Raw genomic sequence first — 14,876 nt, 5'->3', positions numbered from 1 at the left:
GTAAGAATTCTGGTACTATCAGGCAGTACCATGACTAAGGTGAACGGCAAACATAAGCGGACGTTAGAGCAGATTTTTGCACGTCCAGTGTCGGGCACCATTCGCTGGGACAGTATCGAGAAGCTACTGATTCATTTGGGGGCAGACATGTCAGAAGGCAGAGGCTCACGCGTGCGGGTTCATCTTCATGGAGAAGTAGCGGTGTTTCATCGTCCCCATCCGCAGCCAGTAACGGATAAGGGAGCGGTGGCTGCCGTGAGGGACTTTCTAGAGAACGCTGGCATTCGTCCCTGAATTGGCTTGTAAGCCCCTCAAACCGCCTGACTACGCTCGGGCACCGAAGGATAGAGATAATGACGACTTTAGAATATAAAGGTTATGTTGGCAGCGTTACTTTTGATGCAGAAGCTGAAATTTTGCATGGTACGGTAGTCAATACCCGCGATGTAATTACGTTTCAAGGCAAGAGTGTCTCTGAAACTAAGGCTGCTTTTGAAGACAGCGTAGAAGATTATCTGGAGTTTTGTGCCGAATTGGGGCGCGAGCCAGAGAAGCCCATGAGTGGCAAGTTTAATGTCCGTATTTCTCCACTGTTACATGCTCAGGCTGTTGCTACAGCTGCCTCAGCTGGACTGAGTCTTAATTCATTAGTCGAACAAGCGTTGGAGGAGAAAGTGGGTCGCCGTCAGGCCAGTGCGACTCAAGATGTGGCCGAAGTTTCGTTTCGGCATTTTGAGGAAGAGTCCTGCCATGGAACCATCAAGGCGACATTTACCCAGATTCTCTCTCGTTCATCGGGTCAAAATATTCGTTTTACTCCCCAGTTTCAAAGTGATGGAGCTGTCCAACAAACAACTGGGAAACGCAAGGTAGGTGGCTGAGGCTATGGCACGTGCCGAGGAACAAGCTGCCTTGCCTACACTCGACAGCGCGACCTATAACCGCTTTGTGGCAGGTGTACAGCCTATTCGTATGGAATTGGGTGAGGTCAGTGCCCAAGTGCAGCCCTCCGATACTGAACAGATTACCCTTCAGGTGGACAGTCAGTTTGAAACGAGGTGCCTGCAGTCTGATGCCGAAGCACGTACCTTTGTGGTTGAGGCTCAACTTCAATTGGGCTTCCTGACAGAGGGCGGAGAAGAGGTTGGACAGTTCCGCTGTATGTATCGGATGGCTTATCAGTCCGTTGAAGAATTGTCTGAAGGAGTTGTTGACCAGTTCGTTCGGCGTAATGCTCCTCTGCATGTTTGGCCATTCATGCGTGAGCTGGTTTTGAATCTCACTCAGCGCTTTGGATGGGCAGGATTTATGCTGCCTAGTTTCCTTATTCCTCCGGCTGTAACAGATACCCAGCAGACAGTGGACTCGGGTGCACCAGTAGAGGGAGAGACCGAGGAAAAGGTACAGAGAAAGCCTGCTAAACCGCGTGGCAAGAAAGCTAAAGCCTAAGCCAAGTCTGCCTTACGATTGCGTCTATGGAATATCAAACTTTATATCTCCAATTCACGGCCAAGCAACATGACACTATCACTCAGGCGGCGGCTGAATCAGCTCAGTAGGTGACAACTTCAGTTTCACATTGTCCTAGACGGGAAAAACCTACAGACGGCCCCATCAAGATTGATGGGGCCGTCTGTGTGCGGTCTTCTGAGAGTATGCAATCAACAGTGACCTTGCCCCTGTTTTCGGTGCCAGTCTGATTGCGAATTCAGCAGCAGACTGGGAGGCATATGAACGGCAAACGGTATAGCGAAGCACCTATTCTGGACATCCTTGGACAGCTTGAAGTGGGTACGTCTATAAGCGATTTGGCGCGACTTCATGGAGTCGCGCCAGGGACGATTTATCGCTGGAAAGCCAAATACTCATAAGTTGCACCTTGCATAGCTGAGCGAATAGCCGTGCTGGAGAAGAAATTCTCATTCTTTTTGGAGCTGACTCAGAAGATGGTTGAGCCTGACTACGGGGAACAGGGTATACAGGGCCAGGCGTGCCGCCTCTTTCAAGGTCATCCCTTCTGAGCGATGCAGTATGGTCAGGGTGAAGGCCAGGAAGACCATCAGAATCCAGCGGTCCAGACCCCTGGCAGTTCGCAGCGCGAACTGCGCCAACCCAAACTGGTGCTTACCTTCCTTGAAAAAGGATTCCACCCCCCAGCGATGCGCACCCTCAGCAACGATCTCGTCCCCCTCCAACAGTTCAGACGACACCGCGAAGAATTCACGGTCCCCACGGTCTACTCTCCCCAGAGACAGCGTTTCCAGAGACCAGTTGGCCAAGTTGACATAGCCTCCATGCGGACAGTCCGCCACCGTCACCCGCCCAGGATGGTCCGTGCGCCGGTTGCTCCTCACACCCACCACGAACTCGAAATCGAGGTGCCGCACGCCTTCCAGAAAAACAGCGGCTTCAAAGCCGCTGTCCGCTAGGACACGTACCCGGAAACGTTTCTTGATGAAGTCCGGCACCTCTTCCAGTAGGTCGAGCGCCAGAGTGACGGGCGTGCTGGTGTGCTTGCCCTGGTACACCCGGTAGGAAATGGGGAACTTCAGTTCCCCATACTCGGCAAACAGGACGACCAGGTGGATGCCATGTCTACCGTTGTAGACGCTGACGTAGGGCAGTTGAGTCCCCACCTTTTCCACCGTGGTCAGATCCACACTGAGCCGCAACCGAGGTCGGCGTTTGGAGTGAGCTACGTCCAACAAAATGCGCCAATGGATGTCCTGCATTTCGTCCCAGCAACGGTCTGAATCCCAGTCATAGACGTTGAAGAAGCGACTCAGTGCACTGGGACTGACTCCTTCAGCTTGGCTGAATTTGATCTTCTGGCCTGGACTATGAAAGAAATGCAGCGAAGCCTCCAGGCTTCGCCGTTGGTACAGCGTCTCTGGAATGTCCAGAATCCGCTGTGAGAGAATATGGGCGCGCTCCCCTGAAACCTGTTTGTACACACTTCCAGAATTTCAGCTCTGGGAGCGCTTTTTGTCTACGTATTCAGGTGCAAGTTCTGAGAAAAAGGGACGCAAGGCTGCGAAGAGGCTATCCTGGGGCGGCTGGTTCAGGTGGTTCATTGCAGATACACCTTATGAACCAGCTCTTTTTACGTCTATAGAATCAGCGTCTCAGACAGTGCTACCGGAGTTTTGAGGGGTAGTCAGATCGGTCAGGCCCTAAACGGCGTAAAAAGCGAGAATTCTTGCATCAGCACGGCTATTCGCTCCACTTTGCCAGGTGCAACTTATGAGTTAAAAGCCACCACCTTACACCACCTGTGAAAAATCATTGCTTTTTGCCGCTCCTCCTGGATGAGCCGGATATGGACGTTTTAACAAGGCCAAGTGCGAAAAAACAGGATCACCGCCAGCAGAAAAAACCCTACTCTGAACAAACTTTGGTCTATACCTTTTGGGTTCTGCGGTCTCGGCAGTGTATAGGCCGCAGCTTTCTGCTTCCCATCTGCCTTTCCCCAGAGGAGTCTTATCATGTCAACCCACCCTCATTCCCCAGCGCTCCTGGTCCTGTCGCATCTGCGCTGGGACTTCGTCTTTCAGCGCCCCCAACATCTGCTGACCCGCGCCGCGCAGAGTCGCCGTGTGTATTACATCGAAGAACCCATCTTCGGGGAACATGCCGATGAGCTCAGGTGCACTCAGGGTCCGGGCGGGGTGACGGTCTGTAAGCCATACATTGAAGTGGGCCACTCGGCCGCCGAATCTCAGTGCCGGACAGCGGCGCTGGTGCAGCAGCTGGTTCAGGAGCAGGGTCTCACTGAATATGACCTATGGGTCTATACCCCGATGGAATGGCCGGTGGTGGCGGGGCTCTCACCGCGCGTGACGGTCTACGACTGTATGGACGAACTGGCCAATTTCCGGGGCGCACCGCCGGAGCTGCGTGAACGTGAGCGTCAACTGTTCGCCCAGGCCGACGTGGTCTTTACTGGGGGTCACCGGCTCTTTGAGGCCAAGCGAGAACAGCATCCCAACGTGCATCCTTTCCCGTCCAGTGTCGAGGTGAGCCATTTCGCCCAGGCCCGTGAACATCACCTTGACCCGGCGGACCAGGCGGACATTCCCCATCCCCGGCTGGGATTCTTTGGTGTCATTGACGAACGTTTCGACACCTCGCTGATGGCCGAACTGGCCCAGCGCCGCCCCGAGTGGCACTTTGTACTGATCGGCCCAGTGGTCAAGATTGACGAGTCCGAACTGCCGCGCGCCGCCAACCTGCACTACCTGGGTAAAAAGAGTTACGCCGAGCTGCCTGTGTATCTGAGCGGCTGGGACCTGGCACTGCTGCCGTTCGCGCGCAATGAGGCCACCGAGTTCATCAGTCCGACCAAAACGCCTGAGTACCTGGCGGCGGGAGTTCCGGTGGTGTCGACCGGCATTCGGGACGTGGTGCAGCCGTATGGGGCTCAAGATCTCGTCCGCATTGCCGACGGTCCAGATGCATTTGAAGCGGCCTGCGCCGCTGCCTTGGCTGAGGCGCAGACACCCGCCGCCGCCGTGCGGCAGGGCCACGCCGACGCCTTTCTCAGCGGGCTATCCTGGGACCAGACCTGGCAGGACATGGCTGCGCTGATTGAAAAAGATGCCCTGGCGAAACTGAGCGGACAGCGTGGGGTGCAGGGCAGTGAAGTGCAGAGTGGAGCTGCCGATGACTGAGTCTGGAACCGGACCTGTGGCGTTCGACTACCTGATTGTGGGCGCAGGCTACGCCGGCAGTGTTCTGGCCGAGCGGCTGGCCCGCGCAGGCCGCCGGGTGCTGATTGTGGACCGCCGCGCCCACATCGGCGGCAACGCCTACGACTGTTACGACGACGCTGGCGTGCTGATCCACCCCTACGGCCCGCACATCTTCCATACCAACTCGGCGGACGTGTTCGCGTACCTGTCACAGTTCACCGAGTGGCGTCCTTATCAGCACCGGGTGCTGGCAAGCGTAGACGGCCAGTTGCTGCCTATTCCAATCAATCTAGACACCGTAAACCAGCTGTATGGCCTGAGCCTGACCTCGTTTGAGTTGGAGGACTTTTTTGCGTCGGTGGCCGAGCCGGTAGCGCAGGTCCGCACTTCTGAAGACGTAGTAGTCGGCAAGGTAGGGCGTGATCTGTACAACAAGTTCTTCCGGGGCTATACCCGCAAGCAGTGGGGCCTGGACCCGTCCGAGCTGGACGCCAGCGTGACCGCCCGCGTGCCGACCCGTACCAACCGCGATGGCCGCTACTTTGCCGACACCTATCAGGCCATGCCACTGCACGGCTACACCCGGATGTTCCAGAACATGCTGGACAGTCCCAACATCAAAGTGATGCTGAACACCGATTACCGTGAGATCGTAGACGTGATCCCCTGGCGGCACATGATCTACACCGGGCCGGTAGACGCCTTTTTCGACCATTGCTATGGCCCGCTGCCCTACCGCAGTCTGGAGTTCCGCCACGAAACCCACGACGTGGATGAACTGTTCCCGGTAGGCACGGTGAATTATCCCAACGATTACGGTTACACCCGCGTCAGTGAGTTCAAGCACATCACCGGGCAGCGCCACCACCAGACCAGCGTGGTGTACGAGTATCCCCGCGCCGAGGGGGATCCCTATTATCCCGTGCCGCGCCCAGAAAACGCTGAGCTGTACAAGCGCTACGAAGCCCTGGCGGACGCGGAGGAAAACGTGACCTTCGTGGGCCGCCTGGCCACCTACCGTTACTACAACATGGATCAGGTGGTGGCCCAGGCATTGGCGACCTTCCGCCGCCTGGAGTCGGACGCCGCCGCCGAGCTGTAAAGTTGGCCGGACTTCAAAGCTGCCGGGCGAGTTGCACCGGAGCGCTGGGGAGCAAGGAGGTGATTCTTCGCTCCCCAGACCTTTACGCCGCTAAATCATTCCCTCCAGCAGCCCCACCACACGGTCCATCACCTTGTCTCCGCTGGAGCGGATGCCGCCGTGCTCGAACTCATTGGTGATGTAGGGGCGCAGTCCCGGAAGTAGCTTCGCCGTCTCGCGTGAGAACTCGAACGGCACAAAGGCGTCGTCCACGTAGATGGCGGCGGCAGCGGGCGTCTGCACCTCGGCCAAGCGGGCCTGGTCGTACAGCGGCCCCCACTCACGCTCGGCCAGCAGTTCGGCCACCTCACGGTAGGGGCGCAGTAGGGGATCGTGCTCCAGGAAGTCGCGGTGGGGATGCTCGCCAGCCAGCAGTGTGGGGTCGTCCACGAAATCCTGCGGCATGGTGCGCTCAGCGGCCCAACGGGTCGCAAAGCCGTCGGCCCAGCAGGCTTCGTGCAGCAGAAGATAAAGCGGGTTGCGGGCACGGAAGGGCAGCCAGCTGGCCAGGTCGGCCCGGAACGCGGGTGATTCGGGGTCCAGCTCCAGGAAAAAGTGGAGTGTCTCGGCTCCGCCGTCCCCACCCAGCGCCATGCCGATGCGGCGCAGCATTTCAGGGGTGACGCGGTGCCCGCGCTCGGTGAGCAACTGGCCGTCTCTGGCCCGTTCCATCAAGCGCTCCAGGCGGGCGCGGTCTTCGGGGTAGCGGCGGTAGTAGCTTTCCGATTTCTCGCGCATCTTGTCCCAGGTCAGGCGGTACACCTCGTCAATGTGGTGGCCTGGCGCGGGCAGGCCACCGGTAAACAGAGCCCCGGCAGCGAAGGGCGCGAACTGCGAGAGGTAGGTTAGGGTGCAAAAGCCGCCGAACGACTGCCCCAGCAAGGTCCAGCGCTCGGCGCCGAGGTGCTGACGGACCCGCTCGGCATCCTGAGCGATGCCGTCGGCGCGCAAGTGCGCCAGGTAATCGGCCTGCTCCTGCGCTGTGCCGCTGAGCTGGCCCACTGGGCTGGAGTGACCGGTGCCGCGCTGATCCAGCATCACCAGTTGGTAATCGCCCAACAGGCGTTGTTGCCAGGCCGGCAGGTTGCCGTGCGCGGCAGGCCGGGGCGCTTCGGCGCCTGGGCCACCTTGCAGATACACCAGGTAAGGACGGTCTTGGCCGCCTTTGGCCGTCAGCACACGGGCGTAGATCTGAAGCTGTGGGCCGTTGGGGTCGGCGTAGTCCAGCGGGACCTCCAGGCGAACGTCTTGCAGGTGCAGTCCAGGGACATGAAAGGTCATGTCTTTACCTTAAGGCAGTGAGACCGGGGGGTCGGCCCAGCCGCCACATGGCGGACTGCCCTTTGAGACACAAAAAAACATTTCCTCTTGACTCGAAAAGCAAATTTTGATTAGTCTAAAAATATGTCTGAGCCAGCGGCCTTCTCGCCCATCGTGGAAAACTACCTCAAGCACCTGTATCTGCTGGGTCAGGAGGGCGGGGTCAGTACCACGGCACTGGCCAACGCACTGAATGTCTCGCCTGCCAGTGCGACCAGCATGCTGCGGAAGCTGGCCGATCAGGGCCTGCTGATGCATACGCCTTACCGTGGCGCGCAGCTGACCGTAGAGGGCGAGCGGGCCGCGCTGGAAGTGCTGCGGCATCACCGCTTGCTGGAACTGTTCCTTCACCGTGCGCTGGGCATGCCGATTGACGAAGTCCACGAAGAGGCCGAGCGGCTGGAACATGCCATGTCCGAGCGGCTGGAAACCTATATCGCGGCGTGGCTGGGCGACCCGACCCATGACCCACACGGCGATCCGATTCCGACCCTCAGCGGCGAGCTGCCGCAGCGGCCCGAGCGGCGGCTGACCAGCCTACGGGTGGGAGACAGTGCCGTGGTGGCCCGGGTGCCGGATACCCACGCCGATCAGCTGCGGGCCTTGATGACGCTGGGAATTCAGCCAGAGGCCGAAGTCCAGCTGGTGGAGGCTCAGGCGGCGCTGGGCACGGTGGGCCTGCGGGTCAGGGCGGCGGGCAGCGCAGACTTCAGCACGCCTGTCACCCTGGCCCAAAGTGTGGCGGCGCAGGTGAGCGTGCTGGGCGAAGCTTCGCTGGATGGCCCATTACCACCAGCGTCACAGGGGCAGCGATGAGGCGCCTGGCCTGGTCTGCCCTTGGCCTGCTGGCGGGTCTCTCGGCCTGTCAGCCGGTGCCTGCCGCGCAGTCCACTGGCCTCTCGGTGGTGACCACGGTCAACATCATTACCGACCTGGCGGGGCAGATCGGAGGCGAGCGGGTGCAGGTGCAGGGACTGATGGGCGCGGGCGTAGACCCCCACCTGTATAAAGCCAGCGCAGGCGACGTTCGCCGTCTAACACAAGCCAGGGTGGTGCTGTACGGCGGCCACCACCTGGAGGGCAAGCTGGGCGAAGTGCTGGAAGGCTTGGTGCAGCGTCCCGGTGTGCAGGTCAGCGCGGTGATGGAAGCCGTGCCCGAGGGCCGCCTGCTGATGCACAGCGGGGCAGTGGACCCGCACCTCTGGTTTGATCCTACCCTCTGGAAATATGCGGCGACGGCGACCGCCGAGGCGCTGAGCGAGGCCGACCCGGCGGGCCGCACGCTGTACCAGAACAATCTGCAGGAGTACCTGCGCCAACTGGACGACTTGGACCGCTGGAGTGCCGGGCAACTGGGCCAGATTCCCCCAGAACGCCGGATGCTGGTCACGGCGCACGACGCTTTTGGCTACTTCTGCCGCCGTTACGACTTTGAGGTGCGGGGGGGTGCAGGGCATCAGCACCGTGGCCGAGGCCAGAGGGCAGGCGGTCAGCGACCTGGCCGCCGAGATGCAGCGCCGGCAGATTCCCGCCATCTTCGTGGAAAACACGGTGTCGCCCCGCACGGTGCAGGCAGCGGCGGCGGCACGTGGCTGGACGGTCCGGCGCGGCGGTGAGCTGTTCGGGGACTCGCTGGGAGGCACGGGCACACCGGAAGGAACCTACACCGGGATGGTGCGGCACAACGTCAGCACCATCCGGGAGGCATTGCAATGAAGGCATCCAACACTCAACCTTTTATGGAACTGGACAGGCTCAGCGTGACCTACGGCGAAACTCCGGCGGTCTGGGACGTGTCGCTCCAGATTCCCGGCGGCTCACTCACCGCCATCGTCGGTCCCAACGGTGCCGGCAAAAGCACACTGCTTAAGGCGTCGCTGGGGCTGATTCCACGTGTGGGCGGGCAGGTGCGCTATTTCGGTCAGCCGCTGGCCCGCGTGCGGCAGCGGGTAGGGTACGTGCCACAGCGCTCCGAAGTGGACTGGGACTTCCCGGCCCACGCCCTGGACGTCGTAGAAATGGGCCTGTACGGCCAGCTGGGTTGGTTTCGCCGCCCCGGTGCGCGTGAGCGTGCCAGAGCGCTGGAATGCCTGAGCCGGGTGAACATGCAGGACTTCGCCGGGCGGCAGATTTCGCAGCTGTCCGGGGGGCAGCAGCAGCGGGTCTTTCTGGCCCGTGCTTTGGCGCAGGAGGCCGACCTGACCCTGATGGATGAGCCGTTCGCGGGGGTGGACGCCACCACCGAGCGGGCAATTTTGGATGTGCTGCGCGAGTTGCGTGACCAGGGGCGCAGCGTGGTGGTGGTCCATCACGACCTGGACACGGTCCGTGAATACTTTGACCGCGTGATCCTGCTCAACCGTGAGCTGGTGGCGGCGGGTCCGGTGGCCAGCACCTTTACTCCTCAGAACCTGCAAGCTGCTTACGGCGCAGGCCGCCTCCTGGATGGCAGGTTGCCCGCATGGACCTGAGTTTGCTGCTGAGTGACTACACCTTCCGGACGGTCACGCTGGGTTCGGCGTTGCTGGGATTGGTTGCGGGCACGCTGGGGGTGCTGAGTGTCCTACGCCGTCAAAGCCTGATCGGTGACGTGGCGGCCCACGCGGCGCTGCCTGGCATCGCGCTGGCCTTTTTGCTGACCGGTGAGCGGGCCCACCTTACCGCTCTTGATCGGTGGCAGCGTCACCGGCCTGCTGGCCGCCCTGCTGACCCAGGCGCTGGTCCGCCGCACCCGCCTCGGCACCGACGCGGCGCTGGGGGTCAGTCTCAGCAGCTTTTTCGGGCTGGGCATCGCGCTGCTCACCGCCATTCAGGGGTCGGGCAACGCTGCACAGGCCGGGCTGGAACAGTTTCTTTTCGGGCAGGCGGCGGCGCTGACCGCTGCGGACTTGGGTCAGTTCGCCGTGCTGGGGCTGCTGGCACTCGCCGCGCTGGCACTGGCCCATAAGGAGCTGAAAGTTACGCTGTTCGATCCGCAATTTGCGGCCGTGCAGGGCTGGCCGTTGGGCGGACTGGCGACGCTTGGTACGGTGCTGACCATTTTGGCGATCATGACCGGGCTGCAAACGGTCGGCGCGGTGCTGATGGCTGCCATGCTGATCGCTCCGGCGGTGGCAGCGCGGCAGTGGGCAGGCAGTTTTGGCAGCATGCTGGCGCTGGCTGGGGGATTTGGAGCGCTGAGCGGCGGCCTGGGCAGTCAAGGGAGGCGCGTCATGACGCTGGTCGCTGCACTGCACTACGACCTGGTCATTCTTGTGACCCCCGTGCTGACGGCCTGGACCTGTGGGCTGCTGGGCCTCTTTCTGGTGCTGCGGCGCCAAGCGCTGCTCAGCGATGGTATCGGCCACGCAGCGCTGCCGGGGATCGTGGCAGCTTACGCCCTGACCGGCAGCCTGGCCTCCTTGCCAGCGCTGCTGGGTGCGGCCCTGTTCGGCCTGCTGACCGTCAGCGCCACTGAAGCCCTGACCGCCACCGGACGCCTGCGGGCCGACGCGGCGCTGGGCCTGGTCTTTCCGGCCTTGTTCGCCCTGGGGGTACTGGCGATCAGCCTGAACTTCAGCGGTGTGCACCTGGACCTGGACGCGGTGCTGTACGGAGAAATCACCTATGCGCCGTTTCGGGTGGGCGCCCTGGGCCTGCCCGCGCCGTGGTGGACGATGGGCACCCTGCTGGGGCTGGCCCTGCTGCTGCTGGGGTTACTGGGCAAGGAACTCAAACTGTCAACCTTCGATCCCGGCCTAAGCCGCAGCCTGGGCTTCTCTCCCCGGCTGATCTCGGCCCTGCTGCTGACCCTGGTGGCGCTGAGTGTGGTGGCGGCCTTTGACGTGGTGGGCGCGATTCTGGTGGTAGCCTTCATGATCACGCCCCCGGCCACCGCCCTGCTCCTGACCTGGCACCTGCCCACCGCCCAGTGGCTGACTGCCGCGCTGGGCCTGAGTGCCAGCCTGCTGGGGTACGCAGCGGCGCTGGCGCTGGATGCCAGCATCGCCGGACTGATCGCCACCGTATTGGGCATCCAGTTCCTGCTGGCCTTCGCCTGGAACGCGTGGAGACAAGGAAAAAGGACGGGTGTCCAAATGCCTGCTTCCTGAGCTCTATCAGCCCAACTGCCGCAGCAGTGCTACCGGGTAGTGGTCCAGCAGGTCGCGCAGCAGCACTGTCCCGCCGAAGGGGCGGTGGGTCAGGACTTCCTCGTACTCGCCTTCCGGGAGGATCAGGGCCGTGTCGCCCCAGCCGCCCTGGCGGGCCAGCCCCACCGGGAGCCGTGTCGCCACGGCCACCACGCCGCCCCGGTTAAAGGCGAAAGCGTGCTCCGCCTGCGCTCCAGTGGCCTGCATGGGGGTGTAACCGCCGAACAGTTCAGGATGGTCGCGCCGCAGCCGCAGCGCCCGCGAGGTCAGCAGCAGCTTCACGTCGCCGTGGCCGTCAATGGTGATGGCTGAGCGTGGTCCAGGCTCGCCGTAGCCGGGTTCGTCCTGGTCCAGCGCGGCCAGCCGCTCAGAGAGTGCCGCGTAGTCCACCGGGCGGCGGTTGTCGGGGTCTACCAGGGCTGGGGACCACACCTCCGATCCCTGATACACGTCCGGCACGCCGGGCATGGTCAGGGCGATCAGCTTCTGGGCCAGGGCGTTGCTGTAGCCCGGTCCCTTGGTGGCCCCGGCGAACTGCTCCAGCCGGGCTTGCAGGTCGCCTTCAGTCAGGCGGCGCACCAGCTGGGCCAGGCGCCCTTCAAAGGCTGGGTCTGGGTCCAGCCAGGTCGTGTGCAGGCCCGCTTCCCGCGCCGCCTTGACAGCGTAGTCGCCCGCCCGCTCGGCGCTGACCGGCCAGGCTCCGACGACGGCCTGCAAGGTGAGGTTGAGCAGCGGTCCATCCCCGATATCGGCGTCGCTGCCTTTGACTGCTTCTTGCACCGCCAGCACCAAGCTTTCCCATTCTCCCGGCAGTTCGGCCAGCACCTTGATGCGGGCGCGGACCCCCTCGGAGCGCTTGGTGTCGTGGGTAGACAGCGCTGTCAGGCCATGGGGCCAGTGTTCCAGGCGCCGCGCAAAGGCCGCGTGGACCTCCTCGGGCGTCAGCGCGAACTGCGAGGGGTCGCTGCCCACCTCGTTCAGCGAAGTCAGCCGGGAGTAGCGGTAAAAGGCGGTGTCCTCCACGCCTTTGGCCATCACCATGCCGGAGGTCTGCTGCAAGCGGCGGGCTGTCTCGCTCAGGTCGGCGTCCGTGGCCGCGTTCAGGCCCAGCACCGGGGCCAGGGCGTCCAGTGCCCCTTGCAGGTCCGGGCGGCGGTCCGCAGCGCGCTGTAACGCCCCAGCCAGTTCTTCTTGACCGTGCGGCAGATAGGAGCGGTACACCCCGAAGTTGGCCAGCACTTCGCTCAGGGCGTCTACCAAGGTGGTGTGGTCGAGTGACAGGCCGTCTTGTGCCGCGCTGCGGGCCAGGCGCTCAACCTCGGCGTGCAGGGTGGTATCGGTCACGGCCCGCTTGGTGCCGTGGGTCAGCGCCGCCCAGTCCAGCGCCTCGCCGCCGCGCAGCCGGGTGTCCAGGTCGGTCAGAGGAACCTCACCCGCCGGGTCGGTCAGCAGCCGGTCAATCTCGGCCAGGGCGTCGTAGCCGGTGGTGCCCTGGGTGGCCCAGTGGGCGGGCAGCTCCTCACCAGGTTCCAGGATCTTCTCCACTACCGTGTAGACGCCTCCAGTGAGGTCTTGCAGCGCCTGGAGGTAACTGGCCGGGTCACGCAGACCGTCCGGGTGGTCGATCCGCAGGCCGTCCACCAGGCCACTGTGGACCCAACGCAGGATTTCGGTGTGCGAAGCTTCCAGCACGTCCGGATTCTCGACCCGCACCCCAGCCAGGGTAGTGATGGTAAAAAAGCGCCGATAATTCAGTTCGGCGTCCCCACGCCGCCAGTCGATCAGGCGGTAGTGCTGACGCTCATGGACCTCGGCTGGTTCGTCGCCCTCCTTCCAGCTTCCCGCCGCCAGCGGCAATTTCAGGTCGTGGTAGTAGAGATGGCCGCCTTCCAGCCGCAGCGCCGCGAGGTCCGCCTCATCGGCCAGGACCGGCAGCAGAAGCTTGCCCTCTCCCGCTGCCCAGTCGATGTCGAAGGCTGCCGCGTAGCGCGACCCCTGACCTTCTTGTAGGACCGACCACCACCAGGGGTTGTGTTCCGGTACCGCTACACCCTGATGGTTGGGGACGATATCCACCAGTACACCCATGCCGCGCTGATGCGCCGCCTGTGCGAGTTCGGCGAGGGCCTCAGGGCCACCCCGCGCCGGGTCCACGCCGGTGGGGTCGGTCACGTCGTAACCGTGGTCGGAGCTTTCGCTGGAACGCAAGATGGGCGACAGGTAAACCCAGTGGACACCCAGCTGATGCAGGTAATCCAGGGTCTGTGCGGCGTGTTCCAGCCCGGCGTCCGGCGTGATCTGCAGGCGGTAGGTATTGGCGGGAATGTTCACCCAGGCAGTCTGCCGGATCAGGGTCAGCGCCTGCCACTGGGCAGGCTTTAGGGCGGCTTCGGTATTGGTGGTCCGGGGAGATGTCGTGTCACTGGCGACCGGACTGCATTACAGTGGCCCCTACACCATGCCGCATGTATCTTCCCTCCCTGACCTGCTGGCCCGCCCCGAACTGCTGGAACTGTTGGCCGAACTGCGCCGGGCCGCGACAGGAACCCGGCCCGAGGAGGCTCTGGTCAGGCTGCTGGCGGCGCGCACCGGGGGACGGGCCGAAGTCTACGCCAGCTGGGGTCCGCTGGTGGCCGGGGCGGGTGAACCGCCCGCTGGAGTGAGTCCCCAGAGCCTGCGCCTGACCCACGGACGGCGGCATGTGGGGCGGCTGGAGCTGTGGCTGCCCCCTGAGTGGGCGGCGCTGGGATCGCTGGCCGCCGAATATGCGCTGCTGGCCCGCCTGCAAACCGCCGCTGCGGGGGCGGCCCGCCGGCGGGTGGGTGAGCGCACCCTGGACGCCCTGCTGAGTGGTGTCAGCGACCCGGCCACCCTGGGACCGGATGCTTATGCAGTGGCGGTGGCCGGATTAGGTCCGGCGGTCGGGCGCGGAGCCGGTGCGCGGGCGGCGCAGGCGCACGCATTAGACGTCCTGGCCGGGGCTGGGGAAGGCTATTTCGCAGAGCGGGTCGGGCAGGGACTCTGTACCGTACGCGGCGATCAAGCCGTGTGGCTCTGGCCCGCCCGTGACCTGCTGCGTGAAGCTGAGGAACTGTATGAAGCCCTCAAGGCCAGCACCGGGCCGTCCGTCCGGCTGGGGGTCAGCGGCCTGCACCGCCGCACTGCTCCAGTCCAGGCCTTGCAGGAGGCGCAGCAGGCGCTGTCGTCGCTGGCAGGTCGCCCCGGACACCAGATTTTCCAGCAGATGGACCCGCTGTACGCCCTGCTCACCCAGGGTAGGCTGACACCGCTGCGCCGCCAGGTCCAGGCCCTGCTGGCCGATCTGGATGACGGTGGGCGCACCGAGTCCACCTTGCGGGCTTATCTGGCCCATCAGGGCACCCTCGCCGAGCTGGCCGAGCAGCAGAATGTGCATGTTAATACACTGCGCTACCGTCTGCGCCGCGCCGAGCAGGCTCTGGACGGATCGCTGAGTGATCCCGCGTTGCTGGCGCGGCTGTACCTGGCCTTCAGCCCCGCAGGAGATCCGTAGGGTCGTTGTCCTTTCCTACAAAGGTCGGGTCTAGGAATCACAGAACTTACAGTGGCGTCTGT

14 protein-coding genes and 2 pseudogenes are annotated in these 14,876 nt (G+C 63.0%); 13 read left to right on the top strand and 3 right to left on the bottom strand.

Annotated elements, in window-relative coordinates:
* The first annotated feature begins 30 nt into the window (after positions 1-30).
* The 4 genes from LMT64_RS12595 to LMT64_RS14310 all read left to right on the top strand — a co-directional run bounded on the left by LMT64_RS12595 (position 31) and on the right by LMT64_RS14310 (position 1,871).
* On the top strand, positions 31-294 hold the full coding sequence (locus tag LMT64_RS12595; protein ID WP_211334215.1) for a type II toxin-antitoxin system HicA family toxin: 264 nt from the start codon (positions 31-33) through the stop codon (positions 292-294).
* Positions 295-353: 59 nt separating this feature from the next.
* Complete coding sequence (locus LMT64_RS14315; RefSeq protein ID WP_233433713.1) at positions 354-881, top strand: type II toxin-antitoxin system HicB family antitoxin; 528 nt, start codon at positions 354-356, stop codon at positions 879-881.
* 4 nt (positions 882-885) lie between these two features.
* Positions 886-1,449 (top strand): hypothetical protein, encoded by a 564-nt coding sequence (locus LMT64_RS12585; RefSeq protein ID WP_126353682.1) that lies wholly within the window; start codon positions 886-888, stop codon positions 1,447-1,449.
* A gap of 281 nt (positions 1,450-1,730) precedes the next feature.
* Positions 1,731-1,871 (top strand): transposase, encoded by a 141-nt coding sequence (locus LMT64_RS14310; RefSeq protein WP_126353684.1) that lies wholly within the window; start codon positions 1,731-1,733, stop codon positions 1,869-1,871.
* Between the two features lie 48 nt (positions 1,872-1,919).
* On the opposite strand, the gene LMT64_RS12580 is transcribed toward LMT64_RS14310, so the two are convergent.
* Positions 1,920-2,954 (bottom strand): transposase, encoded by a 1,035-nt coding sequence (locus tag LMT64_RS12580; protein WP_229253565.1) that lies wholly within the window; start codon positions 2,952-2,954, stop codon positions 1,920-1,922.
* Between the two features lie 531 nt (positions 2,955-3,485).
* Here LMT64_RS12580 and LMT64_RS12575 point away from each other — a divergent pair.
* A complete protein-coding gene (locus LMT64_RS12575; RefSeq protein WP_126352444.1) occupies positions 3,486-4,670 on the top strand; it encodes a glycosyltransferase family 1 protein in 1,185 nt (394 codons plus the stop codon).
* Positions 4,663-5,793, top strand: coding sequence for a UDP-galactopyranose mutase (gene glf / locus LMT64_RS12570; RefSeq protein WP_126352443.1), 1,131 nt, complete (start codon positions 4,663-4,665; stop codon positions 5,791-5,793). The genes LMT64_RS12575 and glf overlap by 8 nt, the downstream gene beginning before the upstream one ends.
* Positions 5,794-5,883: 90 nt before the next feature.
* On the opposite strand, the gene LMT64_RS12565 is transcribed toward glf, so the two are convergent.
* Positions 5,884-7,113 (bottom strand): alpha/beta fold hydrolase, encoded by a 1,230-nt coding sequence (locus tag LMT64_RS12565; protein WP_126352442.1) that lies wholly within the window; start codon positions 7,111-7,113, stop codon positions 5,884-5,886.
* A 123-nt stretch (positions 7,114-7,236) separates the two neighbouring features.
* Between LMT64_RS12565 and LMT64_RS12560 the strand changes: the two genes are divergently transcribed.
* The 6 genes and pseudogenes from LMT64_RS12560 to LMT64_RS12540 all read left to right on the top strand — a co-directional run bounded on the left by LMT64_RS12560 (position 7,237) and on the right by LMT64_RS12540 (position 11,243).
* Positions 7,237-7,968, top strand: coding sequence for a metal-dependent transcriptional regulator (locus LMT64_RS12560; protein ID WP_126352441.1), 732 nt, complete (start codon positions 7,237-7,239; stop codon positions 7,966-7,968).
* Positions 7,965-8,537 (top strand): annotated as a pseudogene (locus tag LMT64_RS12555) (metal ABC transporter solute-binding protein, Zn/Mn family); the annotation flags it as partial. The gene LMT64_RS12560 and the pseudogene LMT64_RS12555, both read left to right, overlap by 4 nt.
* Positions 8,494-8,868: a metal ABC transporter solute-binding protein, Zn/Mn family gene (locus LMT64_RS12550; protein WP_324295884.1), complete on the top strand. Its 375-nt coding sequence runs from the start codon at positions 8,494-8,496 to the stop codon at positions 8,866-8,868. The pseudogene LMT64_RS12555 and the gene LMT64_RS12550, both read left to right, overlap by 44 nt.
* Complete coding sequence (locus tag LMT64_RS12545) at positions 8,865-9,623, top strand: metal ABC transporter ATP-binding protein (protein WP_126352440.1); 759 nt, start codon at positions 8,865-8,867, stop codon at positions 9,621-9,623. Before LMT64_RS12550 ends, LMT64_RS12545 begins: the two co-directional genes overlap by 4 nt.
* Positions 9,614-9,739, top strand: a pseudogene (locus tag LMT64_RS14305) (metal ABC transporter permease); the annotation flags it as partial. The gene LMT64_RS12545 and the pseudogene LMT64_RS14305, both read left to right, overlap by 10 nt.
* A gap of 55 nt (positions 9,740-9,794) precedes the next feature.
* Positions 9,795-11,243, top strand: a complete 1,449-nt coding sequence (locus LMT64_RS12540) for a metal ABC transporter permease (protein ID WP_229253563.1) — start codon at positions 9,795-9,797, stop codon at positions 11,241-11,243.
* Positions 11,244-11,249: 6 nt separating this feature from the next.
* Here the strand turns inward: LMT64_RS12540 and treY are convergent, their stop codons facing one another.
* Positions 11,250-13,613, bottom strand: a complete 2,364-nt coding sequence (gene treY / locus LMT64_RS12535; protein ID WP_126352437.1) for a malto-oligosyltrehalose synthase — start codon at positions 13,611-13,613, stop codon at positions 11,250-11,252.
* On the opposite strand from treY, the gene LMT64_RS12530 reads away from it, so the two are divergent.
* Positions 13,606-14,814: a PucR family transcriptional regulator gene (locus LMT64_RS12530; protein ID WP_229253562.1), complete on the top strand. Its 1,209-nt coding sequence runs from the start codon at positions 13,606-13,608 to the stop codon at positions 14,812-14,814. The genes treY and LMT64_RS12530 overlap by 8 nt on opposite strands.
* Positions 14,815-14,876: the final 62 nt, after the last annotated feature.

It is taken from the genome of Deinococcus radiophilus (genome assembly GCF_020889625.1).
Classification (GTDB): Bacteria; Deinococcota; Deinococci; order Deinococcales; family Deinococcaceae; genus Deinococcus; species Deinococcus radiophilus.
Note: the sequence above shows the minus strand (reverse complement) of the source record. Positions and strands in the feature narration are given on the sequence as shown.

Excerpts from the sequence above, each read along its gene's own strand:
- LMT64_RS12595 (WP_211334215.1), top strand. The coding sequence starts at position 31 with ATGACTAAGGTGAACGGCAAACATAAGCGGACGTTAGAGCAGATTTTT.
- LMT64_RS14315 (WP_233433713.1), top strand. The coding sequence starts at position 354 with ATGACGACTTTAGAATATAAAGGTTATGTTGGCAGCGTTACTTTTGAT.
- LMT64_RS12585 (WP_126353682.1), top strand. The coding sequence starts at position 886 with ATGGCACGTGCCGAGGAACAAGCTGCCTTGCCTACACTCGACAGCGCG.
- LMT64_RS14310 (WP_126353684.1), top strand. The coding sequence starts at position 1,731 with ATGAACGGCAAACGGTATAGCGAAGCACCTATTCTGGACATCCTTGGA.
- LMT64_RS12575 (WP_126352444.1), top strand. The coding sequence starts at position 3,486 with ATGTCAACCCACCCTCATTCCCCAGCGCTCCTGGTCCTGTCGCATCTG.
- glf (WP_126352443.1), top strand. The coding sequence starts at position 4,663 with ATGACTGAGTCTGGAACCGGACCTGTGGCGTTCGACTACCTGATTGTG.
- LMT64_RS12565 (WP_126352442.1), bottom strand. The coding sequence starts at position 7,113 with ATGACCTTTCATGTCCCTGGACTGCACCTGCAAGACGTTCGCCTGGAG.
- LMT64_RS12560 (WP_126352441.1), top strand. The coding sequence starts at position 7,237 with ATGTCTGAGCCAGCGGCCTTCTCGCCCATCGTGGAAAACTACCTCAAG.
- LMT64_RS12545 (WP_126352440.1), top strand. The coding sequence starts at position 8,865 with ATGAAGGCATCCAACACTCAACCTTTTATGGAACTGGACAGGCTCAGC.
- LMT64_RS12530 (WP_229253562.1), top strand. The coding sequence starts at position 13,606 with ATGTTCACCCAGGCAGTCTGCCGGATCAGGGTCAGCGCCTGCCACTGG.